The 24,674-nt window shown below is 40.9% G+C and carries 15 protein-coding genes; 10 read left to right on the top strand and 5 right to left on the bottom strand.

Annotated features, from left to right (window positions below; all coding sequences use genetic code 11):
* Positions 1-2: 2 nt before the first annotated feature.
* The 9 genes from LQ227_RS23365 to LQ227_RS23325 all read left to right on the top strand — a co-directional run bounded on the left by LQ227_RS23365 (position 3) and on the right by LQ227_RS23325 (position 10,894).
* Positions 3-680 (top strand): DUF6766 family protein, encoded by a 678-nt coding sequence (locus LQ227_RS23365; protein WP_230145300.1) that lies wholly within the window; start codon positions 3-5, stop codon positions 678-680.
* A 26-nt stretch (positions 681-706) separates the two neighbouring features.
* Positions 707-1,504: an inorganic diphosphatase gene (locus LQ227_RS23360; protein ID WP_230151357.1), complete on the top strand. Its 798-nt coding sequence runs from the start codon at positions 707-709 to the stop codon at positions 1,502-1,504.
* Between the two features lie 100 nt (positions 1,505-1,604).
* Positions 1,605-2,162, top strand: coding sequence for a ferritin-like domain-containing protein (locus LQ227_RS23355; protein ID WP_230145298.1), 558 nt, complete (start codon positions 1,605-1,607; stop codon positions 2,160-2,162).
* A 387-nt stretch (positions 2,163-2,549) separates the two neighbouring features.
* Positions 2,550-3,431 carry a glycoside hydrolase family 43 protein gene (locus LQ227_RS23350; protein ID WP_230151355.1) on the top strand — a complete coding sequence of 294 codons (882 nt, stop codon included), beginning with the start codon at positions 2,550-2,552 and terminating at the stop codon, positions 3,429-3,431.
* Between the two features lie 320 nt (positions 3,432-3,751).
* A complete protein-coding gene (locus LQ227_RS23345; protein ID WP_230151353.1) occupies positions 3,752-4,831 on the top strand; it encodes an endo-1,4-beta-xylanase in 1,080 nt (359 codons plus the stop codon).
* A gap of 100 nt (positions 4,832-4,931) precedes the next feature.
* The gene (locus LQ227_RS23340) at positions 4,932-5,771 is read left to right on the top strand and encodes a sialate O-acetylesterase (protein WP_230151351.1); all 840 of its coding nucleotides are present in this window, start codon (positions 4,932-4,934) and stop codon (positions 5,769-5,771) included.
* A 38-nt stretch (positions 5,772-5,809) separates the two neighbouring features.
* On the top strand, positions 5,810-6,916 hold the full coding sequence (locus tag LQ227_RS23335) for an endo-1,4-beta-xylanase (RefSeq protein ID WP_230151349.1): 1,107 nt from the start codon (positions 5,810-5,812) through the stop codon (positions 6,914-6,916).
* A 3-nt stretch (positions 6,917-6,919) separates the two neighbouring features.
* Entirely contained in the window at positions 6,920-9,772 is a 2,853-nt protein-coding gene (locus tag LQ227_RS23330) for a glycosyl hydrolase 115 family protein (protein WP_230151347.1), read from the top strand.
* A 21-nt stretch (positions 9,773-9,793) separates the two neighbouring features.
* Positions 9,794-10,894, top strand: coding sequence for a glycoside hydrolase family 43 protein (locus tag LQ227_RS23325; RefSeq protein ID WP_230146683.1), 1,101 nt, complete (start codon positions 9,794-9,796; stop codon positions 10,892-10,894).
* A 390-nt stretch (positions 10,895-11,284) separates the two neighbouring features.
* Here LQ227_RS23325 and LQ227_RS23320 read toward each other — a convergent pair whose 3' ends face one another.
* A complete protein-coding gene (locus LQ227_RS23320; protein ID WP_230151344.1) occupies positions 11,285-12,835 on the bottom strand; it encodes a glycoside hydrolase 43 family protein in 1,551 nt (516 codons plus the stop codon).
* Positions 12,836-13,085: 250 nt separating this feature from the next.
* Here LQ227_RS23320 and LQ227_RS23315 point away from each other — a divergent pair, with 250 nt between their 5' ends.
* Positions 13,086-14,453, top strand: a complete 1,368-nt coding sequence (locus LQ227_RS23315; RefSeq protein WP_230151342.1) for a glycoside hydrolase family 43 protein — start codon at positions 13,086-13,088, stop codon at positions 14,451-14,453.
* 162 nt (positions 14,454-14,615) lie between these two features.
* Here the strand turns inward: LQ227_RS23315 and LQ227_RS23310 are convergent, their stop codons facing one another.
* The 4 genes from LQ227_RS23310 to LQ227_RS23295 form a co-directional block, all read right to left on the bottom strand.
* Positions 14,616-16,271, bottom strand: coding sequence for a glycoside hydrolase family 43 protein (locus LQ227_RS23310; protein ID WP_230145288.1), 1,656 nt, complete (start codon positions 16,269-16,271; stop codon positions 14,616-14,618).
* Between the two features lie 116 nt (positions 16,272-16,387).
* Positions 16,388-20,530 carry a two-component regulator propeller domain-containing protein gene (locus tag LQ227_RS23305; protein WP_230145287.1) on the bottom strand — a complete coding sequence of 1,381 codons (4,143 nt, stop codon included), beginning with the start codon at positions 20,528-20,530 and terminating at the stop codon, positions 16,388-16,390.
* A 130-nt stretch (positions 20,531-20,660) separates the two neighbouring features.
* Entirely contained in the window at positions 20,661-22,475 is a 1,815-nt protein-coding gene (locus LQ227_RS23300; RefSeq protein WP_230151338.1) for a sialate O-acetylesterase, read from the bottom strand.
* Between the two features lie 508 nt (positions 22,476-22,983).
* A complete protein-coding gene (locus LQ227_RS23295) occupies positions 22,984-24,672 on the bottom strand; it encodes an endo-1,4-beta-xylanase (protein ID WP_230151335.1) in 1,689 nt (562 codons plus the stop codon).
* Between the last annotated feature and the right edge of the window lie 2 nt (positions 24,673-24,674).

Here is a 24,674-nt window from a genome sequence, read left to right as displayed (position 1 = left end):
ATATGAAAGCAAAGAAAGTATTTCCAAAAAAGACCTGGTTGTACCGAAATGGGCTCTCCATAACCTTTATCAGCCTATTTGTTTTTACACTCCTGGCACAGGCGATTACCGGCTGGAAAGAACACAATAGTGAACTCAGCGACGAGGGAGCTTCGCCGATCTCTTTTAATAATTACCTTCATACCGGGCATTTTATTTCTGCCACTTTCGAAAATTTTGAAAGCGAATTTCTGCAAATGGTTCTTTATGTGCTGCTAACCGTAAAATTGCGTCAGATCGGTTCGGCTGAGTCTAAAAAACTTGATGAAGAAGAAGAGGTAGACCGCGAGCCTGTTGCCTCGGAGCGTGCCCCATGGCCTGTACGCCAGGGCGGGCTGATCTTGAAGCTGTACTCCAACTCGCTTTCTATTGCTTTTAGCATACTTTTTCTGTTAAGCTGGTACCTCCATTTTTATGGTAGCTGGCGAGATCACAACGCTGAGCAAATATTAAAAGGTAAAGCAACAGATACCATGACCGCCTATCTTGGCCAGGCCAACTTTTGGTTCGAGACCTTTCAAAACTGGCAAAGTGAGTTCCTTTCAGTAGCTGCTATTGTGGTATTTACCATTTTCTTAAGACAGAAAGGCTCTCCAGAATCTAAACCGGTAGATGCGCCGCATATGGAAACGGGAAAATAAAAAGATCAGAAATATTAAAATTGACCATGATGGATAGATTGGTACAGGCCATTATTGAAAGCCCAAAAGGCAGTCGCCAGAAATTTGATTATGAACCCAAGAGCAATATTTTTATCCTGAGCAAATTATTGCCTGCGGGGATGGTGTTTCCTTTTGATTTTGGCTTTTTACCCGGAACTGTAGGAGAAGACGGTGATCCCCTTGATATCGTGGTCATCTCCGAACTCAAAAATTTTACAGGCTGTGCGGTAGAATGCAGGATAATTGGAGGGATAAAGGCTCAACAGCGCGAGCGGAATGGAAAAACAATACGTAACGATCGTTTTATCGCGATAGCTAACATAAGTACAGCATACGCAAAAATAAATTCATTAAAGGATCTCCCATCGGGGTTATTGACGGCTATAGAAGAATTTTTTGTAAACTACGATAAACAAGCTGAAAAGTCTTTTGATATACTCGGGCATATCCAAACTGATCAGGCCTTCAAACTGATCGAGAAAAGCTATGGAAAAAATCCTGATAAACAGAAACTCATCCAATTGTTTCTGCCCTTTACAGACCTTCCTTCTGCTGATACAAGACTAAAAACACTCGAGCAGCTCCTGATAAAAAAATTCGGTGGGCTTAGTATCTATGCACACCAACCCGTGTTAGGTAAATGGCAGGACCAGACAAGGCTGGAAAAAGATAAAATGATTGTGTTTGAAGTTATGGTAGCATTATTTGATAAAGAATTTTGGAAAGCCATCAAAAGTAAACTCGAAAAACAGTTTCATCAAAAAGAAATACTGATCAGAGTATTTGATATTGCGGTTATCTGAAGTACTGAATACATCAGGGCGCGCTTAAAATGAAATACATAAAACCATTTGAAATTCCAACCTGTTCTATAGACATCAAAAACCTATTAAAATATTAATTATGGCAACTACAAAAACAGCGGGCAACAAAGCCTCAAAGTCTACATCTAAAACAGGAAAAATAGAAAATTCTGAATTCCATGATTTTTTTATTGATGAATTAAAGGATATTTATTGGGCAGAAAAACACCTTGCTAAAGCGCTTCCAAAAATGCAGAAAGCGGCCACCAGCCCTGAGCTTGCAGCTGCTTTTGAAAAGCACACAACTGAAACCCAACAACATGTGACTACACTGGAAGAAGTTTTTGGACTTTTAGGTGAAAAACCAGCGGCTAAAAAGTGTGATGCAATGGCAGGTTTACTGGAAGAGGCCGATGGAATTATCGCTGATACCGACAAAGGTACGATGATAAGAGATGCAGGACTTATCCTGGCGGCTCAAAAAGTGGAACATTATGAAATTGCAACCTATGGTACCCTTAGGGTGTTTGCCGAAAATATCGGACACACGGACATTGCCGAACTGCTTTCTCAGACCCTTGAAAATGAAAAGGCAACCGATGTAGCACTCACCGAGATTGCTGTCAATGCGGTTAATGAAGAGGCCGTTGCAGAATAAAAAGAGTGTGTATCATAAACGTAATTTCACCTCAGATGCTGTCATGTTGTCTAAAGGACTCCTATGAATGGCCTGCTTAAACACCTTTAAGGGTATTTAAACAGGCCTTTCGACAGGCTATCAATGACAGACTCCAATAGAGTAGTCGTCATTGCGAGGAACGAAGATAACCGAACGATTGAGCTCATGAATGCCTTTAAAAACAACGGCACAAATGAATAATCTTAATGCGCACGCTGGTAGCGATCGTTGTAAGATTGCTTCGTCGGCTGAAAAGCCTTCTCGCAATGACGATCCTTGGAAGCTTATCCACTGCGAAAGAAATCTATCAGATCACATCCATCCAACAATAACGGACATATAAGCGTTATTTATTATGCAAATGATATGATCAACACAGGAAATCCAATATTCAGCCACAAATTTACTTCTGATCCAACCGTTTTGTTATACGATCAGAAAGTATATTTATACACAGGGCACGATGAAGCACCGCCAGGTGTACAAAGCTACATCATGCGCAACTGGCTCTGCTTTTCTTCTGCTGACCTGATCAACTGGGAAGAACATCTGATACCATTACAGGCACAGGATTTTAGTTGGGCTAGCGGGGATGCATTTGCATCCTGTGTAATTTTTAACAAACAGCAATTTTATTGGTTTGCTGCAGTATCCCATCGCGACATACCAGGCAAAGCAATTGCACTTGGAATATCAGAAACACCTACGGGTCCTTTCCGTGATGCAATCGGATCGGCACTCATCACGGGGAATGATATTCCTTCCGACAAAAATCCGATGGCAAACCTTGATCCTTCCGTAATCATTGACACAGACGGGCAGGCTTATATCTTCTGGGGTAACCAACAGTGTTATTTCGCTAAATTAAGTGACGATATGCTCGGCCTGCAGGGCAAAATCGAAACGATTGAGCTACCTGGTTTCTCTGAAGGTGCTCATGTTTTTAAACGCAACAACTGGTATTACCTAACTTACGGTTATGGCAATCCGGAAAAGGTAGCCTATGCCATGAGCCCCAGCATACATGGGCCGTGGATATTTAAAGGAATATTGAATGAGCTGGCTGGAAACTGCGAAACAAACCGTCCTGCCACTGTCGAATTCAAAGGAAAAAACTACTTTTTTTATCATAACGGTGCATTAAAAGGCGGAGGCAGTCACAGGCGTTCGGTCTGCGTGGATTATCTTTATTATAATCCAGATGGGACAATCAAGCGGGTGCTAATGACCAGCGAAGGATTGCGCTAGCGCGCTCTGACCAAAGAAAGCTAGACCGCTTGCAATTTGAACTAATTTTCACCGAAATATCTCCCGCATAAATTTCACATTAACGCCTTGTGGATTAGATCCCAGATCTGACCAACAAAAAACACCGTCCTAACACACTCCAGCAATGATTTAATGGTTCTAATCCAGATTGTTGCATTTGCACTTACCAGGCAAGCATAAACAAACAAGTGCTACAAAAAAACACCCGATTATTCAAATGTACTAGTAAAAATGACGAAATAAACTATTCCCATAGCCACAATCCGAATAATTTAGCCTACTGATCATCAAACCAGATTATGAGCCGAAAGCCGAATAAATTATTAGCGATTTTGCTATTCCTTTTCTTAGGAATTCTAACCTTAAGTGCGTATAAAAGAGCCAGCGGGCTTAAAGATTACTATAAAAATTATTTCCCCATAGGTGTTGCCGTTAAGCCGAGCGACCTCCATAATCAAGAAAAGGCCCTGATCTTAACACATTTTAATAGCATCACGGCAGAAAATGCTATGAAAATGGGGCCAATACACCCTTTTGAAAATAGGTTTTTCTGGAAAATTGCAGATTCAATTGTTCAATTTGGATTACAGAATAAAATAAAAGTAAGAGGCCACTGTTTAGTCTGGTATGCCCAAACACCAAGATGGCTATTTAAAGACTCTACAGGAAACCAGGTAACGAAAGAACTATTACTTTCCAGGATCAAAAACCATATCAACACCGTTGTATCACGCTATCGTGGGAAAATTTATGCCTGGGATGTAGTGAATGAGGTGATTGCAGATGACACCAGCACTTTCCGAAAATCTCAGCTGTATAACATTGCAGGAGAGGAATTCATTGAACAAGCATTTAGGGATGCACATGCGGCAGATCCAAAAGCGCTGTTGTTTTATAACGATTATAATACGGAAAATCCTATAAAACGGGAAAAGATATATCAGATGCTTAAAAAGCTGTTAGCCAAAGGAGTTCCCATCCATGGCGTTGGATTACAGGCGCATTGGTCGATCAGCACCCCTACCCGCTCCGAACTTGAAAAATCTATTGAATTGTTTTCATCTCTTGGTCTTCAGATCCAATTTACCGAGCTGGATATTTCCGTGTATTCGGGAAGACAGGGCGGCCAGATGATTACAGGCGAAAAAAGCACTAATGCAGCTGTTTTTACACCAGAAATGGAACAACAGCAATTGGAAAAATACAAGATGGTTTTTGAGGTCTTCAGAAAATATAAAAAAAACATTACTGGTGTCACCTTTTGGAACCTCTCCGACCGGTATAGCTGGCTCGATGCCAGAGGTAGGAAAAACTTTCCATTACTATTTGATGCCGATTTAAAACCCAAAAAAGCATACTACGAGGTTACAAAGTTTTAAACAAACAAGCATTTGATGATTAAAGGCAAGATGTACTGCTAAATCATCAGCTATTAAGCGTAACAATACATATATCAATTGCGATCAACTATAACCAAATATGACTAAACTCCGTGCCATCTTTACTTGCGCAGCTTTATTGCTGATCAGCATTCCTTCATTTTCACAAGATTCGAATTTTTATATATTTCTATGTTTCGGGCAATCGAACATGGAAGGTGCCGCCAAATTTGAAACACAAGATACTACAGCAGTTGACCAACGGTTTCGCGTGTTGGAAGCCGTTAATTGCGACAACTTAAACCGTACAAAAGGCAACTGGTACACTGCTGCTCCACCGCTAACACGATGTAAAACCGGACTGGGGCCAGTAGATTATTTCGGTCGGACACTTGTTGCCAACCTGCCCAAAAATATTAAAATCGGTGTAATTAATGTCGCCGTAGGCGGATGTAAAATTGAACTGTTCGACAAAGAAAATTACCAATCCTACACGGCAACAGCGCCAGATTGGATGAAAGGTATGTTAGCTGAATACGAGGGGAACCCCTATGCCCGGATGGTAGAGATGGCTAAAATTGCACAGCAAAGTGGCATAATCAAAGGAATATTGTTGCATCAGGGAGAATCAAACACCGGCGACAAAGCCTGGCCGGAAAAAGTAAAGGGCGTGTATGAAAACTTATTAAAAGACCTAAAATTAGAAGCTAAAAATACGCCGCTATTGGCCGGAGAAGTGGTAAACGCCGACCAGGGCGGAGTTTGTGCCAGCATGAACGCTATTATTGCAACTTTACCGCAAACCATCCCCAATGCACATGTTATTTCTTCTGCAGGCTGCCCTGATGGACCAGACAATCTACATTTTTCTGCCGAAGGCTACCGCATGTTAGGCAAAAGATATGGAGAAAAGATGCTGAGCTTACTTGGCAAAAAATAATCAAATAGCCTATACTTTTCCAAATTAATCAAGATACAATGAGTGTCAAAAATATATTTTCAAGTTATATCCTATTTCTATTCTTCGTACTGGCCTTCGGAGGATGTAAAACGGGGCAATCGCTTTCCAGTAATCAAACAGATGGCAGGGGTTTAAAAGATTTTTACAAAAATTACTTCCCGATCGGTGTTGCCGTTGGCAAAAGAAATCTGAGCGGAGCGGAAAGCGCGTTGATTAAAAAACATTTTAACAGCATTACAGCAGAAAACGACATGAAAATGGAGTCGATGCAGCCTATAGAGGGGAAATTTAATTGGCGGGAAGCCGATTCGATTATCAGCTTCGCAACGCAAAATAACATCAAAGTACGTGGCCATAATTTATGCTGGCACGAACAGGCACCCTCATGGTTTTTCACCGATAAAGAGGGAAAGGAAGTAAGTAAAATAGTATTGTTACAACGGTTGAAGGCTCATATTGATGCCGTAGTTGGGCGATATAAGGGAAAAATATATGCATGGGATGTGGTGAACGAGGCCATTGACGATGATTCTACAAAATACTTAAGAAATTCGAAATGGTACCAGATCTGTGGTGAAGACTTTATCATCAAAGCCTTTGAATATGCACACGCCGCCGATCCCGATGCAAAGCTTTATTACAATGATTACAATACCGAAAGGCCAGAGAAAAGAGAACGCGTATACAAGTTGCTCAAAAGCCTGAAAGACAAAGGTGTACCTATAGATGGGGTTGGCCTTCAAGCGCATTGGTCTATCTATGAACCTAGTGAAAGTGAACTCGTTACAGCAATTGAACGCTATTCATCTTTAGGCCTTAAAATACAGTTTACCGAGTTAGATCTTTCCATTTATCCATGGGAGAAAAATAAACGCGCCAAACGTGCGGATGAAAGCGATGCTTACACCGCCGAACTTGAAGCCAGGCAGGTTGCAAAGTACAAAATGGTGTTCAATGTGTTCAGAAAGTATAAAAATGTAATCACCAACGTTACATTCTGGAACATTTCTGATCGCCGTACCTGGCTGGATGGTTATCCGGTACCTGGCCGCAAAAATTACCCCTTACTTTTCGACACGCAATTAAAACCTAAAAAAGCCTATTGGAGCGTTATTAAATTTTAAGTAATGAAGAAAATATTTCCGTTAATCTTACTCCTTTTCAACGTCCTCATTGCACAAGCCGCTGGGCTCGGTCCAATTACGGTAAATACTTATTTGCCTGGAAGTTTTGCTGTGGTGAGCAAAGGTAAGGTCCCATCTATTTTAGTAAGTGCCAATGAATGGCCAGGCGCTATACGTGCTGCCCAAAATCTTCAAAACGATATTAAAAAGGTAAGTGGACTTGAACCCGAATTTTTAACGGATAAAATAACCAGCATGCCTATCATCATCGGCACTATCGGCAACAGCAAAATCATCGACGAAATGATCAGGAACCATAGTCTAAATATCTCCGAAATTGCCGGAAAATGGGAAGCCACATTAATTCAGGTAATTAAAAACCCAATTAAGGGCGTAGATTCTGCTTTAGTAATTGCCGGAAGCGATAAAAGGGGAACAATATATGGAATATACGAGCTTTCTGCTCAAATTGGTGTTTCGCCATGGTATTATTGGGCTGATGTTCCGGTAAAAAAAAGCAATTCACTCTATGTTGTTGCCGGGCGCCATGTAATTTCTTCACCTGCAGTAAAATACCGGGGGATATTTTTAAATGACGAAGCGCCCGCACTTTCGGAATGGAGCAGAAAAGAATTTGGAGGTTTTAACCATAAATTTTATGAGAAGGTATTCGAATTGATTCTTCGCTTAAAAGGAAATTATTTATGGCCCGCCATGTGGGGAAGTGCATTTAACGACGACGATAAACTCAACCCTGTTTTAGCCGACGAATATGGCGTAGTGATTGGAACTTCTCATCACGAACCCTTAACACGGGCCCATGATGAATGGAAAAGATATAAAGGCGGCAAATGGAACTATGATCAAAATCCAGAACAGTTACGTGCATTTTGGGAAAGCGGTCTGCAACGTGTAGCCGATAAAGAACAGATCATTACTGTTGGCATGCGTGGCGATGGCGACGAGCCTATGTCTACAGGTACAGCTACCGCACTATTGGAAAGAATTGTAAAAGATCAACGTGAAATAATTGAAAAAGTAACCAAAAAACCCGCAGCGCAAACGCCACAGCTATGGGCCTTGTATAAGGAAGTTCAGGATTATTACGATAAAGGAATGCGGGTTCCCGATGATGTAACTTTGCTTTTATGCGATGATAATTGGGGCAACATTAGAAAATTGCCAGGTTTAGGTGAAGCACCCAGAAAAGGTGGTTATGGGATTTATTATCATTTCGACTACGTGGGTGGTCCCAGAAACTACAAATGGGTAAACACCAACCCTATCCAAAAAATTTGGGAACAGATGCGATTGGCTTACGAACATGATGCCAATCAGATCTGGATCGTAAACGTTGGCGATTTAAAGCCAATGGAGTTCCCCATCCAATTCTTTTTAGATTATGCCTGGAATCCTGACGCCATCCCGGCCAATAAATTAATGGATTACACAACTAATTGGTCGGCCAACCAGTTTGGTAATGAACACGCCACAGCAATTGCCAGCCATATAGATACTTACCTAAAATACGCAGGTAGAATTAAGCCAGAACTACTTCATGCAAATACCTATAGTTTAAGCAACTATAATGAGTTCGAACAAGTTACCGCTGATTTTAGAAAACTTAAAGAACAAGCTAAAAGCACCAGTAACCAGCTAGCTGACAATCAAAAAGATGCCTATTACCAACTGGTTCTTCACCCCATTGAGGCTGTGGCTAATTTGTATGAAATGTATCTCGCGGTAGCCAAAAACAAACTATATGCCAAACAGGGCAGATTTTCTACCAATAGTTTGGCCGTTAAAGTCGATTCTCTTTTTAAGCGGGATGCCGAAATCAGCACTTACTACAATAAAACAATGGCTGGAGGAAAATGGGACCATATGATGGATCAAACGCATATCGGTTATACTTCCTGGCAACAGCCCGATAGCAATATTATCCCTAAAACTACGCTGATTAACAATACTACGACCACCCTTGGTGTTTCACTGGAAAACTCTGAGCTCCATTTTACTGGAAAAACAAAGGTAGCGCAGGGCTTCACTTTTTCAGCGCTTGCAAATACATCGCATACGCTCGAAATTTTTAGAACAGGTGCGGGTGAAATGAAATACGACATCAAAGCGCCTGATTTTGTTATGTTAAGCAGCAAAAAGGGAACACTTAACGATGATCAGAAAATTCAGATCAGCATCGATTGGAATAAAGCGCCAAAAAACACCAAAACAAGTGAAATTCTCGTTTCTGGCAGTGATAAATCGAGCATCACCATCCCCATTAAAACCGAAAACATTATACCAACTGACTTACCTGCTAATTTATTCCTCCCTGATAAGGGCTACATTTCGATGGAAGCGACAAGTTATAGCAGAGCGGTAAACAGCAGACCTATTTTTTGGAAAACCATCCCCAATTACGGAAAAACCAGAGGTGGAGTAATCGCAACACCCGTAACTTCACCAATTCAGCAACCTGGCGAAGGCTCACCACATTTGGCTTACGATATTTTTGTAACTGAAACGGGCAATTTTACCTTAAATACCTTTATCTCCCCTACTATTGATTTCACCGGGAAAGATGGACTAAAGTTCGCCGTGTCAGTAGACGGGCAAGCTCCCATAATAGTTAATATCAGCAAGGATTATACCTCCGATTATGCCTGGGGACAATCGGTAGCCAACAACATCAAAATTTTTAAAACGCCCCTTGCCTTTAACAAAACCGGAAAACACACCATCAACTATTGGATGATTAATCCAGGCGTGGTACTGCAAAAATTAGTACTAGATCTTGGAGCATTAAAACCAAGTTACCTAGGACCACCGGAAAGCATTAAAAGCACAGAAAATTAAATTACCAAAACCATGAGCAACATGATTAACGAATTAAAAAAAATCACCCTCTTTACATCCATTATGGGAATGGCTATCGCCAGCTCCTGCCAGCAAGCAAACCAAAAAAAGGAGAAGGAAACGGCAAACACGCCTAAAAAAACCAGCTATTTATCGCAGCCTATAATCTCCAAAATTTATACGGCCGATCCATCTGCGCACGTTTTTAATGGGAAAATTTATGTTTATCCTTCACATGATATCGAGGCTGGCACTCCTGAAAATGATAATGGTGATCATTTTGACATGAGGGATTACCACATTTTGAGCATGGACAGTGTTAACGGTAAAGTTACTGATCACGGTGTGGCACTAAGCATAAAAGATATATCATGGGCCGGCAGACAACTTTGGGCTCCGGATGCTGCCTTTAAAAACGGAACCTATTACCTGTATTTCCCGGTTAAAGATAAATCTGATGTATTTAGAATAGGTGTTGCTACATCAAAAAATCCGGCAGGACCATTTAAGGCTGAACCTGAACCTATTAAAGGAAGTTATAGTATCGATCCGGCGGTGTTTACAGATACTGATGGTGCCAGTTACATGTACTTTGGTGGAATTTGGGGAGGGCAGTTGCAGCGTTGGAACAACGGAAAATACGATGCAAATGGATCTAAAACCGACTCACAGAAAGAAAATGAACCCGCATTGAGCGCTAAGGTAGCGAAATTGAGCAGCGATATGTTATCGTTTGATGGTGAAGTGAAAGATGTTCGGCTGGTAGATAAACAAGGAAAAGCATTACTTACTAATGACCATGACAGACGTTTCTTTGAAGGTGCCTGGATGCACAAATTTAATGGTAAATATTATTTCACTTATTCAACAGGCGATACCCATTATTTAGCTTATGCGATTGGCGACAAACCTTATGGGCCATTTATTTACGAAGGCACTTTTATGAAGCCCGTTCAAGGCTGGACTACCCACCATTCCATTTTAGAGATAAAAGGCAAATGGTATATCTTTTACCACGACACCCAGCTTTCGGGCAAAACACACCTTAGAAATGTGAAAGTGACCGAATTAAAGCACAATGCCGATGGAACTATCGAAATGATTGAACCATGGGTTGAATAAGTATAAGTTGAAAATAAGGTTGTTATGGGGAATTGAAGCGATTGATGAAGTTAATCCCGGTAGTGCTATTATCCCCAGGTTTCAAGAATTGGCAAATGAGAAATCTGGGGACAAAAACACGCAATACAGCGATAATGCCCTTCGACTAGGGTGTCAATAACGGATCCAAAAGAAAGGTCGTCATTGCGAGGAGGAACGACGAAGCAATCTTAATGCGCGCGCTAGTAGCGATCGTTGTAAGATTGCTTCGTTCCTCGCAATGACGATAATCTGAGGAGATTAATCTTTAAAATTCTCCTGTCGTTTATATTGATTTTATACAAAAATTACCCCTCAGGGTAACATCTTTTTACGATTTATCCCTTGGATAAGATTAGGCAGGAAGCTATTCTATTTTGCTTCAATCCTAAAATAGTCGAAGTCAACATATCCTCCAGCATTTTCAGTTGCGTAATTAAACAATCCGAAACGGTAGCCTATAAAATGGGGAAGCGTATACGACATTTGCAGCGGCTCTCCTATTGGTTTCCAGGTTTTGCCATCAAAGCTGTAAAAAAAATAGCCTTTATCTGTTCGGTTCTCAAAATCACACCTTGCTTTGAGATAAATGGTTTGCTGTCCGGCTGGAACATCTTCGCCATTTACAGTGCCACTTTGGGCGCTTACCGTTACCACCGTTTTCTTTGACCCTGTATGTTTTATGCCAACCCAACCAAATTTGCGTTGGAGCAACATCAGTCCAGCCTGGTCTCCGGCTTTCATATTGGAAATATCAATTGAAGTGATTGCGGTTGATACGGGCCCGATGGTACGCTGGGTTAATGTATTGCGGGCCAGAAGAATATTGGTATCCAATCTGGAGGTGGTAATCCGTAAAAATCCTGGGCGTTTGGTTATCGACCAAAATGCATGTTCTGGATTGTGGTTCCATTGCCATACCAGTGGAAGCGCGGGCTCGCCTTTTTTGCGGATAAACTCATCTGATGCCACAATGCCGGGAATTAGGCCCTTACTAACCGGAAGTTCCAGTGTTTCTGGGACTTTACCATCAACACCCAACACCGGCCAGCCATCTTCCCAGGTAACCGGGACTAAATATGGAATGCGGCCAACGGATCCAAAATCTCTAAAAAGATAAGAAAACCATTTTCCTTCTGGCGTACTGATTAAACCGCCCTGCGCAACACCCTTATCTTTAAGTGCTACCCGCCCTTCATATGGCCCCATAAGTTTGTCGGAACGGTGAACCACAACCGTACGCATCCCATTTCGTGGCCAGGTAATGTTAAAAAGATAATATTTGCCATTAATTTTAAACAGTTGGGAGCCTTCAGCTGGTAATCCGACACCCGTACCTGTGGGAAGACTTGCGTTTTCGATAATTGTTATCGGTTTCGTGTCAGGTTTTATTCCAGATAAATCTTCTTTTAATTCCACCAAAGTAATTTTGCCTGTACCATATACCATGTAAACTTTTCCATCCTCAAAAAACAGGGAGTGATCATGGAGCGAAGGTTTAAAAGACGTAACTTTCCACGGGCCTTTTTCGATATCTTTTGTACTGTAGATATACGTTTTGCCAGTGGTACCAGAAAAAGTACTCACATAATAAATGCCTTGATGAAAACGAAGGCTACTTGCCCACGATCCCCGCCCATAATCCCATTTTCCATTGGATAAAGTTAATTCGTCAGCATTTCCGAGGGTATCATAAGCGTAACTTACAATTTTCCAGTTTGCCAGATCGGTTGATTTCATGATGGGCACACCAGGATTCATGTGCATCGTGGTGCTGCTCATGTAATATACCTTCCCTACTCTGATCATCGAAAGGTCGGGTACATCGGCAAAAATGAGCGGATTTGTTGCTTTTTGCGCATCAACATTAACTGCATTTAGCACAAAAAAGAGCAATAATGTAAATAATTTAAGGTTCTTCATACAGGTTAGTCAGCTTTTCAACTTGCGCTGCGTTTATATTTGGTATTCAAAGCTATTCAGAAATGTGCAGATCAACGAACCGCTTTGTTCAAATCTATGTTACAAATGTTTTTAATTCAATCAATCCCGTTACAGAAAAACAAGCAGACTAACCAAATGTGCTAGTAAAATTGACGAAATAAAGTAGTTGCTGACTGGGGTTCTCAATAATTTAGCGGCATTGATTGAAATTAACCAAATTTATCTTTTTATGAACTTTAAATCCATCCTAGCCTTCTGCGCTTTTCTCTTTTTTCTTACAACCGCTCAAATCAGCGCCGCCGACGATGTTATAGTCGGCTACCGCCATTTGGCAGATCCTGGCACCCTTGTTTACAACGGAAGAGTTTATCTCTACGCATCTAACGACGATGAGAACTCCCACGATAAAAATAGCGGATACAAAATGAAATCGATCGTTTGCATTTCGAGCAGCGATATGAAAAACTGGACAGATCATGGTGTGGTATTTGAAGCACCTAGAGATGTAACCTGGGCAGGCAGAACCTGGGCTCCGGCAGCAGTTGCCCGCGATGGCAAAATTTTTCTATACTTCGGAAATGGCGGCAATGGCATCGGCGTAGCAACTTCAAGCAGTCCGATAGGGCCATTTAAAGATCCCATTGGGAAAAAACTCGTTGAAACCGAAACGCCAGGCGTACTTCCTGCGCCAAACATGTGGTTATTCGATCCAATGACCTTTATTGATGATGATGGCCAGGCCTATATGTACTTTGGCGGTAACGGCGAGAGCAATGTTCGGGTAATTAAACTTAACCGGGATATGATCAGCGTAGATGGTCCTGCAACATCTATTACTGCTCCTGCATTTTTTGAGGCTTCATGGATGCATAAAAGAAATGGGATTTATTATTTCTCCTACTCAACCAACCCGAAAGCGCAGATGCGCATCGACTATATGATGAGTAAAAGCCCCACAACTGGATTTACTTATGGAGGAATTGTTGCCGCGCAACCGCCAAAAAACAATAACAACAACCATCAGGGAATTTTCGAATTTAAAGGGCAATGGTACCACGCCTACCACAACAGGGCTGTAGCATACAAATTGGGAATCCCCACAGAGTTTAAAAGAAATCTGGCTGTCGAGGTGCTAAATTACAAAGCCGATGGCAGTATAGAACAGGTAACCTACACGGCAGATGGAGTGCCACAGGTGGAAGGATTAAATCCCTACATGCGTGTGGAGGCCGAAACGATGAGTGACCAACAAGGTGTTAAAACTGAAACATGCAGCAAAGGTGGTTTAAATGTTACGCATGTTAAAAACGGAGACTGGATAAAAGTTAGGGGCGTAGACTTCGGCAAAGGAGCAAAAAAGTTTTCAGCTTCTGTAGCAAGTATTGGGAAGGACAATAAAATTGAACTCCGTTTAGGCAGCCCTGACGGAAAAGTAATCGGAACACTGGCCGTACCAAACACCGGTGATGCGCAGGCCTGGAAAGAAGTAAGTTGCAAAGTTAATGGCGCGACAGGAAAACAAGATCTTTTTATAACCATTAAAGGCGCAGAAAAACCAGAAGTAAATATTGATTTTTGGACATTTTCGGCGAAATAGAATTCCACCCTATGTTTAAACAAAAAAACCTCGCAGGTATTGCACCTGCGAGGTTTTTTTATAACTAATTAACCTGGAAGAACTTTTTCACAGATAACGGAAGTAATATCAATTATTTTTCAATATGCTTCAGGCAATAAAATCAACAGAAAACTGCATTATTTATTTTTGCTTGTAAATGGCATCATTACCGCTATAATCTAACCATTTAAAAGAAGCTGTACTTTTAGTGTTTTCTCCTGATGAAGTACCATAAAGCGCATAAAGTGAGCCAACAAAACCTCCTGCGGTTTCAGTACTCAAAAACTTTCCGTCCACTTTATCCTTTAATATTTTCCATTTGCCCGGACTTTCAGCATAGAGAAAATTGTAAAGCCCTCGATCAGCTTCTATTTTAAACTGCAGGGTTTTAGCTTTTACCGGAGTTTCAATAATCAAGTCCATACCTTTAGTGCTTCGGTTTCCTTTGTAAAGCTGAACGACCTGCTTGCCATCTTTTATTGATTTGCAGATGTAATAAAAATTATATTCACCTTGAAAGATAAGCATTCCTGCTTTTTCATTTGGTTGCGATGCGGTAAAGGTCATCTCAGTTGAAGCGCTACCAGTTAAATGCTGCTGTCTTTTGCCGATAAATGCCGGATTTCCTAGCCCCATACACGTTTCTGGCAATAACCTCATTGTTAAGCCATTTTCTTTATCTAACTTATACCAGCTGGTATCATTGGTTCTTAGAAACAATAACGATTGATCAAGTTTTTTATCAAAGGTAGTTCTGTAGGCAAAGTTTCCACTTTGTGGCGGGGCAATCTGTTTTACCTCCTTAAAATCAGCAGTATAACTATATTGAACTTCTTTTTGATCTGGATTAATGATTGGCCAACCATCTACCCATTTAACCGGTGCGATAAATGTTTCCCTCCCAGTATTATAATGATTGCCTTCATAAGGCCTTACAGCCAGAAAAATGGCATAAGTTTTCCCATCTGGACCATCAACCAATTCTGCATGACCAGTAGAAGTAATCGGGTCTTTACGGTTTGGATCTAAATCGCGTTGTGTCAATATCGGGTTTTTCTCATAAGGGACATAAGGTCCGGTGGCTTGCTTACTTCTTAAAATTACCTGTGAGTGATTAACGGAAGTACCTCCTTCGGCAGCACAGAGATAATACCAATCGCCGCGTTTAAAAATATGCGGTCCTTCAATCCAGACCGGTTTTTTGCTGATGTCTACCCCACCATTTACCAGCTGAACTTCTTCACCCACTACTTTTAGGCCTACTGGATCGAACTGAAAAGTACGGATGGTTCGGTGCCCTGGATATAGGGGCTTATTATCCGGCGCATCGCTGTTATAAACGATGTAGGCTTTGTCCTGATCAAAAAACAGTGAGGGGTCAATCCCTCTCACTTGCGGTAACCAAACTGGATCACTCCATGGTCCTTCAGGTTTTTTTGATGTCATTACAAAATTTCCGCGCTTATCGATATTGGTACACGTCATGTAAAATGTTCCTTTATGATAATTGATTGAAGGTGCAAAAAGCCCTCTCGAGGTACGATCACCGAAAAAAGTCATTTGTGATGGGCGGTCGATCACATTGCCGATCTGCTTCCAATTTTTTAAATCTTTGCTATGGAACACCGGAACCCCTGGAAAGTAAGCGAAGGTTGAATTAACAAGGTAATAATCGCTTCCCACTTTGGTAACACTAGGATCAGGATAAAACCCTGCCATAATCGGGTTTGTAAATTTAATTTGTCCATACGAATAGCCAGTATAAAGAAAGGCGATCAATAGAAGAAGTTTTTTCATAAAGTGCACGTTGGTTATGCTCAAAACTAACATCTATGGCCTTACTGGCATGAGCCATTTGTTCAAAAGAAAGCTCCAGATGTTTGTTTTTAAACAGAAATGCATTGAGATCGATTTTAAAGCTTCACGCGTTTATCTTTTCGTTTTACATTGATATATTCGGATGGAAGCATATTAAACTGGGCTTTAAAAAGCTTCGAAAAATAGCTTGGTGTACCAAAACCAGTCATATATGCGATTTGGGCAACGTTGTAATCACTTTTCTCCAATAATTCTACTGCCCTTTCCAGTTTTACGGATCGAATGTATTCGATTGGTGTTAAACCGGTAATTTCGAGCAGTTTGTGGTAAAGGGAACCTCGGCTCATGCCCACATGCCTGCTTAGTTCCTCTACTGAGAGTTCTGGATTATTAAGCTTTTCATCGATATACTGGACGATTTTATTCAACAACTTAACTTCACTAGACTCAATTTCGATTTCTTTAGCCTGTACCTGCACCTGTTTAGAATACGCATTTTTTACCGAGCGATTAAACAACAATAAGTTGTCGATTTTCGCATGGAGAATATCAAAATTAAAAGGCTTGGTGAGGTAGTCATTGGCACCGGATTTCAGGCCTTTAACCTGGTCTTCTTCTCCACTGATTGCGGTTAACAGGATCACCGGGATATGACTTGTTCTTTTGTCTGCCTTTATTTTCTGGCTTAGCTCAATGCCATTCATTTCCGGCATACTGATGTCGGTAACAACTAATTGTGGGTGTCCGGAAAGTGTTTTCTGCCAACCTTCTTTACCATTTGACGCTTCTATAATATGATAAAAAGGCTGCAGGCTATCTTTTAGGTAAAATCTAAATTCCTCATTGTCTTCAACCAAAAGGATTGTGGGCATCTTGACCTCATTAGTTGCTGGTTCAGTAACGGATTCATCCTGTTCTTCGTTCGTAAAACTATAGGCTGTATCATCAAGCTCTTGATCATCTTCTTCAGCCATTATGTCAACTGGAATCAAAACCAAAAATGATGTTCCTTTTCCAAGTTCACTCTCTACAGTAATCTGTCCGCCGTGCAGTTCTACAAACTCTTTTACAATTGACAACCCAATTCCACTGCCTTGATTTAAGATAGAACTCACATTATTATCCATAAAAAAACGATCGAACACCCTGTCTTTACTTTGATGTGCAATGCCTATCCCGGTGTCTGAAACCTCAATACAAAATACAGGCTTAGCCTCATCGGCAGCGGCTCTTATGAACATGTTAAGAGATACTTCGCCACCTTCTTTTGTAAATTTAAATGCGTTAGAAAGCAGGTTAAATATAATCCTTTCCATTTTATCCTGATCAAAGTGCGTTTTCAGGTTTTTAATATCGCTGTTAATGCGAAGTGAAATTTTCTTACGCTCGGAAAGGTCCTGGAATGCTTCTGCAGCTTCACTGATAAAAGTAATGAGATCGGCCTCGTTTAGGTTCAACTTCAGTTCCTGTTCTTCCATTTTTCTAAAATCGAGCAGTTGATTGACCAGATTTAATAGTCTCCGTGCGTTTCTACGGATCATCTTTACCTGACCGGCTACAGCAGATTCCTGTTTAACAGCAAGCAACTTATCAACGGGTGCCAAAATCAATGAAATTGGTGTTCTAAACTCATGGCTTAAATTGGTGAGGAATTTAATCTTTTGTATATCCAATGCATGGGCACGTTCGGCATCCTTTCGCTGCTGTAGGATCCTTTGTTCAGCATTGATCTGGGCTTGTTCAATAGCAAGTTGCTGTTTGATGCGCTGAATTCCCCGTCGCCTGATGGCAAACAGGATTGTACCAATTAAGATTACATAAAAAACATAAGCATAAATGGTTCTCCAGAAGGGCGGTTGTATATGAACAGAAATTGAAGTGATTTTATCGCTCCAAACGCCGTCGTTGTTACTTGCTCTTACCTGAAAAATATAATCTCCGGGATCCAAATTTGTATAATATGCTGTTTTCTCTTTACCAACTTCGTTCCAGCCATCATCTAAACCAACAAGGCGATAGGAATAGTGGTTTTGTTGCGGCGCTGTATAATTTAACGCTACATAACTAATGGAGAAATTTTGCCCATAACTCAGTTTAATTTTTTTCGCAAAACCAATCTGCTCATCAATAGGTGATTTTTCGCCAGGAAGTACAACAGCATTGGCTACCTTTAGCTCGGTAAGCAATACATTTGGAACCACATTATTGGAGGGCAGTTCAAGCGGATTAAAATAGTTGAAACCGTCTTGCCCGCCAAAATAAAGCTCGCCATCTGAAGTGCTGATTCCCGAACCCAATATAAAAGGGCTGTCCTGAACCCCATTAGGACGCCCAAAGTTTTTTATTTTTTTTGTTTCTGGATCAAGACAACTGATGCCATTATCGGTACTGAACCAAATCAGTCCGTCTCTGCCTTCCAATATGCTGTAAACAATAGCATTAGGCAATCCGTTTGTTTCGTTAAAATTGGTAAATTTTCCGGTACGGCGATTGAAAAGATCGAGCCCCGCACCATCAGTTCCGGCCCATATATCCCCGCTACTATCACATAACAAACTCAATACCACATCATTAGAAAGACCGCTATTTGCTTTTCGGTATACTTTAAATTTCCCGTTGTTGCGTTGAAATACGGCTATTCCCGTTCCGCTGGATGATATCCACATATTTCCGTAAGGATCTTCGACAATTGCACGTATAAAACCATTGCTAGGGAGCACCATAGGTGGCGAGGACTGAGTGCCATACCTGGTAAATGAATTCGTCTTATAATCAAATACATTCACTCCGGTTCCGTTTGTACCAATCCATATCAAACCCTTGCTATCTTCTTTAATAGCGAAAATTTCGTTTTGGCTAAGATCAGTTGCCGATGATCCGGCCAGATATTGTTTGTAAGTTTTAGTTTTGGGATTATAGGCAAATAAGCCATGCTGGTATGTGCCCACCCAAAGCGTGCCCCTTGAATCGAGCATTAGCGTAAGGATGGCCAATGGATTTCGGGAAAAATCAATTTTGCTTTTCATGTCGATATGCTCGAACACGCCTTTGTCCCGATCGAAAAAATGTAGTCCTCCGCCATCCGTGCCCACAAAGATTTTTCGTTTTGATAATTCGGCAAAGGAAGTGACAATGGGTGATGAAAGTCCTTTAGGATCAAATGGACTACTACGCTTGAGGTTAAACAGTGCTAAATTTGGATCGAATTTATTAACGCCACCTTGGTACGTACCAAGCCAAATAATACCATTATTGGCCATACAAATGCTTCTAACCGACTTATGACTAAGGCCAAAGGTTTCGCGTTTGTTGGGACGAATATTTGAGAAAACCTCGGTGGCGGTATCGAAAATAGTTACCCCATCCTCGGTTCCTAACCACAATTTACCTCCTTTTTCCAATCTGGCAGCATAAATAATATCGTTTGAAAACAGCTTATCACCCGATTGCAAAAAGGATTTGAAATGCTTTTCATCATCCAGCAACATATTAAGGCCATTGTAGGTACCAAAAAATATCCGCCCTTTTTCATCCTTTACAATGGTTTTAATGAAATTATCAGTAAGGCCTGAACGGTCATTGGGATGATGGGTAAATTTCTCAGTGGCACCAGTGGTTAAATTAAGCGCCAAAAGTCCTAAATTGGTGCCTATCCATATCTTATTGCCACTACCTTGAAGAAAAGAAAGCACACTGGAACCGTTGCCCATCAATGCACCGATACCTACATTTTTTACCTTAAACGTTTTGGTATTGATCACCCGGTAGCCGCCAAAAGTACCTACCCAGATATTTCCGGTTCTATCTTCGTAAAGTGTTAATACATTAAATGGGACGTTGCGATTCGGGATACCTTCACCTACAAATGATTTAAATGTATTTTTCTTAGCATCATAGTAAGCCAGGCCCCCTCCGTTTGTGCCCACCCAAAGTCTTCCACTCCTGTCTTCTAAAAGTGCCGAGATATTGTTAGACGGAATGCTCGTGCTGTCGCCACTTTTAGTGGTATAAACGGTAAAATTGGTACCATCGAACTTATTCAGTCCATCGCTTGTACCAAACCATACAAGGCCATTATGATCTTGCAGGATCGTATTTACAGTATTTGAAGAAAGGCCATTTTTAGTATTAAGGGTAATGAAATTGGGGTTACTTTGCCCCTTGACAATAGTGTACGTTAATAACAATATCACTAGAAGTGACATTGCGCTTATACCTGATACTCGTTTTAACATCATAACAATAGATTCACGCTTTAGCGATCTGGATTGTGATTGTACTAGTGCAGGGCTTGCTTCGCTCGCCTTTGGTACACTTTGGATTTATATTTGCTTTGTGCGTAAATATAGTTAACACCCCTAATTTAAACTATTTTATTTCAGCCTCGAACGGAGATGCCGGCAAGCCTTCTGCGTTATATAAATTTGCACCGTCGGGATTATCCGCCCAAGCGTATCGAACAGCAACAGGGCTGGAAATGCTATCGTTCCAAACAATTACGGTGTTACCTTCAATTTTAGCTTTGGCCCAAATATATTTTTTATCGGCACCTGCAATGGCAAAATGGTAAAGTTCGGGTTCACCTTTTGCAATTAGTCCACTTCCCATATGATCAAAATTCAAAATCACCTTATTGCCTTGTACTGTTGCTGATCTGTAGATTGGACCTGAGTAAACGACGTTTTTTTCACCATAAATCAGCTTTTCGGCCCACAAAGCCAATCGCTCGCCAATTGTTTTTTTGTTCAGGGGATGAATATCGTTCCATTCGCCGGCACCAAGCCCAACAGACATTCCTGTATTTGGTACTTTTAAGGTTTGGAGCTGGCTCTGCCGAAGTTGTGCCCAGTCGCTCTCAACGGGAACGTAATCAACCTCCATATAATTGGGTAGTTGTGCAAATAAAAACGGAATATTGCCTAAGCCCCATTTATTCCTCCAATCGTTAATCAGTGCAGGTAGCAGTTTGGCGTATTCTCTCGGCTTGCCGGCATTTGTTTCACCCTGGTACCATAAAAAGCCACTTATACTATAATTGATTGCAGGTGCAACCATGGTATTGTAAAGTCCAGTGGGAGAACTTTGCGCCACAATTGGCTGGATAATTTGTTGCCCTGACGGGGAATAGCTTGGTTTAGGAAATACCTGGTTCACCTGGTAATCCCATTCGCCCCTTAAGTCAATTATTTGTCCGTTGGCCTGTAATGAATAATTTTTATCAGGCACAAAGCCACCTTTGCCCGTTGTATTTGTTACTTTTACTAAAATGGTATTTTTACCTGGTTTTAACAGGTTAGCTGGCACATTGTATCTTCTTGGAGGATACTGATAAGTGATATTACCTACAAAAACGCCATTTACGAAAGTGGAATCGGCATCGATAATACGCCCCATAAAAAGTTTTGCCTGCACACCTGTCATCCCCGCAGGAACATCAATTTCCTTTTTAAAGTACAGGATGCCATTCAGGTTTCTCACACCTTGGTCTGCCCAATAGCCCGGCATCCAGAACTTATGCCATGTTTTTGGCACATAGGACAATTGCAAAGTTTTAACTGGCATAGGTAACACCTGTTTTTTTAGGTTGTTCATATAAATGGTATCCCTAAAGTTTTTGATCTGGGCTTCAGTTGCAGGGAAATCCTTAAATGCATCCATACTCATCCAGGCCTCTATTGGCGTTCCACCCACACTGGAATTAATAATCCCAATGGGAATTTTGTATTTTTGATAGAGTTTTTTTGCAAAGAAATAAGTAACTCCTCCAAACTCAAGCAATTCTTTACCTGATGCCAACTTCCACTCTCCTTTTGGTAGATCCAGTGATTCTTTGGATACATCAGCTTTTGTGGGTACAAAGAAATTCCTGATCTGGGGAAAATTGTCGTTCTTAACTTCTTCTGGATAATTTTCCTTCAGCCTTTCCATTGCTAACACCATGTTAGATTGACCGGCACAAAAATATACGTCTCCAATTAAAATATCGGTTAATGTAATCAAATTCCGTCCTTCAATAGTCATGGTATATGGGCCTCCGGCTTTCATTTTGGGAAGCATAATCAACCACTTCCCGTCGTTACCGGTAATTGTCTCAAACTTTCTATTGTTAAAAGAAAGTTTAACTTTCTCATTTGCATTGGCCCAACCCCAGATCTTTAAATCGGTATTTCGTTGTAGCACCATTCGATTACTAATTAGCTGTGGAAGTTTTACCTCAGCTTTTGACTTTAGGTCTGTGAACAAAACTGTAAAGAGCAAAGCGCAAAGCGGAAGATAAGATTTTACGGTCATGCTTATAAAGTCTGGAAAATATTGCAATGGATAATTTTCGGGGAAATGTGGACGTTTACAATCCTTCCCCCAGTTTCATCACAGAAATACATCGTTTAATTGTTAATATTTGGTTATTTTCTTTTAAAAAAATTACGCTCATGTAAAGCTCGTACCTGAGTAATTTCTACCCGAATATATCATTTACTTTCGAAAAAAACAATCGGTTGCATAACTATATTAAATTTGTTATAATCTGGCTGGTAAATGGCGTCCGAGAAAATGAAACGGTAAATTATGCGGGTGGAAGAGACAGCATAAACTGCAATTAGATTTGAGTCAACCTCATTGGTAATTTCCAATAAAAAAGCCAGGAAAACGATTAACGTTGTTCCTGGCTTTAAGCGCGTGGTAAATTTATTTATTTTTTTAAGCCCTCGGCTGTGCCAACATAGGCAGGTTTTCGAACAAAACCTTCTGTCCACAAGCCAATTGGCTCCCCTGCCCTCCAACTTGAAGTAGCTGGACTATCCTGAGGCGCCCATATGGTAATTCCATATCGCTGAGCGGCCGGAATAAGCTCAAAGTATTTCTTGATTACATATTTGTACATCTCAGATTGAGCTGCATATTGCTCGGCTGTTGCCTGTGCAGTTTTTATATTTCCTGCAAAACCCATATCCAATTCTGATATTTTGATCAGTTTACCAGTTGCGGCCAATAATTTGAACATTTCTTCAATCTTGGCTTTATCAGAAGTAGCTACAATGTGCATTTGGGTACCAATACCATCTATTTTTGCGCCTTTGCCTTCTAAATACTTTACGTAATCAATTAATCCTTTGCATTTATCGATGCTATATTCGAGGTTATAATCATTAATAAAATGGATATCAGTCGCATTACCATACTGCCTGGCCAATTGAAATGCCTTTAGCGCATAATCCTTACCCAGGTAATCTTGCCAAAAGAATTCATCAGCCGCAATGGAAGTTCTACCCGCAGCAGTTTTAAGTTCAGCTGGCTTTGCATCATCCATTGGCTCGTTTACCACATCCCAAGCTTTAACATAATCTTTTGAAGCGGTAACTATACCTTTAATCCAGGTATCTAACGCTGTGGTTAAAATGGTCTTTTTCTGCTCGGCAGTTTTTTCTACAATTGTAGTGCCGCCAAGCGGATTGTATTTTTTAAGCGTGATGTTATCGAAATAAAAATTTGTTGCTGTTTTACCCAGATTAAAAGCAATTGTACCAGTGTTTGCCAAGTCTTTTTGAGTAATGGTAATCTGTTTGGTATAGGTTGTCCATGTTGTTGTTGAGGAAATTGTACCAAAAAAATCATGCCATAAGTAAGACCCAGGGGTACTATGTGCTTGTGTAGGATAAGATGCTGCCACATCGGAGCGTACATCCATTTTTAGCTCATATATTTCGTTGAGCTGCATAGCTGGGGAGAATTTCACAAATAACTGTGCGTCATAATCGTTAGCCCGAACGCTTGCATTACTTATTTTCAATGCCCTACCTATACCATTTGCTCCCTGACCTACGGCTGTAAATGAGGCTACTGCATTGGTATTGGTTTGATAATTTGCAGCATTATCGGTTTCAAAATCAGCGCCTGTTACCAAATCCCATGTTGGGCTTCCGTTTGATGGAGTTACAACTGGGGCAATCAGTCCTTTTAGGTAAGTTGCATTTTGATTGGCATGCCAGGCCAGAGTATGCCCAAACACGGTGATGCCAGCTTTAGATGCTGTCTCCAACAGGTTTTTCACATTGGTTAAGGCCAAACTTCCGTCAGCCTGTACAACCGCACCGTGTTTCATTTCGTAACCTAGCGTAATTTCATCAAAATTGCTGTTAATGAGCCTGTAAATTACGCCTTTTGAGAGATAAGGTTGCAGACTGGCTCCAGCACCAAATTTAAATTTAGGATTTGCCGTTCTATCAATATAGGATTTTAATGGCTGATAGGCATCGATCTGCTCTTGGGCCACAAAGCTTGTTGGCTTGGCCACCTGAAAATCGAGTGCCTCGTATTTGTGGCAGGAAGCAAGCAATATTGCCCCCGTCAGACCAAATGCTATTTTGTATAATCGTTTCATTT

This window comes from Pedobacter sp. Bi27, from assembly GCF_918698255.1.
Lineage (GTDB): Bacteria > Bacteroidota > Bacteroidia > Sphingobacteriales > Sphingobacteriaceae > Pedobacter.
This window is presented reverse-complemented; position numbering and strand designations above follow the sequence as displayed.

What these genes read in the sequence shown, in the direction of transcription:
- LQ227_RS23365 (WP_230145300.1), top strand. Translation starts at nt 3, where the DNA reads ATGAAAGCAAAGAAAGTATTTCCAAAAAAGACCTGGTTGTACCGAAAT.
- LQ227_RS23360 (WP_230151357.1), top strand. Translation starts at nt 707, where the DNA reads ATGATGGATAGATTGGTACAGGCCATTATTGAAAGCCCAAAAGGCAGT.
- LQ227_RS23355 (WP_230145298.1), top strand. Translation starts at nt 1,605, where the DNA reads ATGGCAACTACAAAAACAGCGGGCAACAAAGCCTCAAAGTCTACATCT.
- LQ227_RS23350 (WP_230151355.1), top strand. Translation starts at nt 2,550, where the DNA reads ATGATCAACACAGGAAATCCAATATTCAGCCACAAATTTACTTCTGAT.
- LQ227_RS23345 (WP_230151353.1), top strand. Translation starts at nt 3,752, where the DNA reads ATGAGCCGAAAGCCGAATAAATTATTAGCGATTTTGCTATTCCTTTTC.
- LQ227_RS23340 (WP_230151351.1), top strand. Translation starts at nt 4,932, where the DNA reads ATGACTAAACTCCGTGCCATCTTTACTTGCGCAGCTTTATTGCTGATC.
- LQ227_RS23335 (WP_230151349.1), top strand. Translation starts at nt 5,810, where the DNA reads ATGAGTGTCAAAAATATATTTTCAAGTTATATCCTATTTCTATTCTTC.
- LQ227_RS23330 (WP_230151347.1), top strand. Translation starts at nt 6,920, where the DNA reads ATGAAGAAAATATTTCCGTTAATCTTACTCCTTTTCAACGTCCTCATT.
- LQ227_RS23325 (WP_230146683.1), top strand. Translation starts at nt 9,794, where the DNA reads ATGATTAACGAATTAAAAAAAATCACCCTCTTTACATCCATTATGGGA.
- LQ227_RS23320 (WP_230151344.1), bottom strand. Translation starts at nt 12,835, where the DNA reads ATGAAGAACCTTAAATTATTTACATTATTGCTCTTTTTTGTGCTAAAT.
- LQ227_RS23315 (WP_230151342.1), top strand. Translation starts at nt 13,086, where the DNA reads ATGAACTTTAAATCCATCCTAGCCTTCTGCGCTTTTCTCTTTTTTCTT.
- LQ227_RS23310 (WP_230145288.1), bottom strand. Translation starts at nt 16,271, where the DNA reads ATGAAAAAACTTCTTCTATTGATCGCCTTTCTTTATACTGGCTATTCG.
- LQ227_RS23305 (WP_230145287.1), bottom strand. Translation starts at nt 20,530, where the DNA reads ATGATGTTAAAACGAGTATCAGGTATAAGCGCAATGTCACTTCTAGTG.
- LQ227_RS23300 (WP_230151338.1), bottom strand. Translation starts at nt 22,475, where the DNA reads ATGGTGCTACAACGAAATACCGATTTAAAGATCTGGGGTTGGGCCAAT.
- LQ227_RS23295 (WP_230151335.1), bottom strand. Translation starts at nt 24,672, where the DNA reads ATGAAACGATTATACAAAATAGCATTTGGTCTGACGGGGGCAATATTG.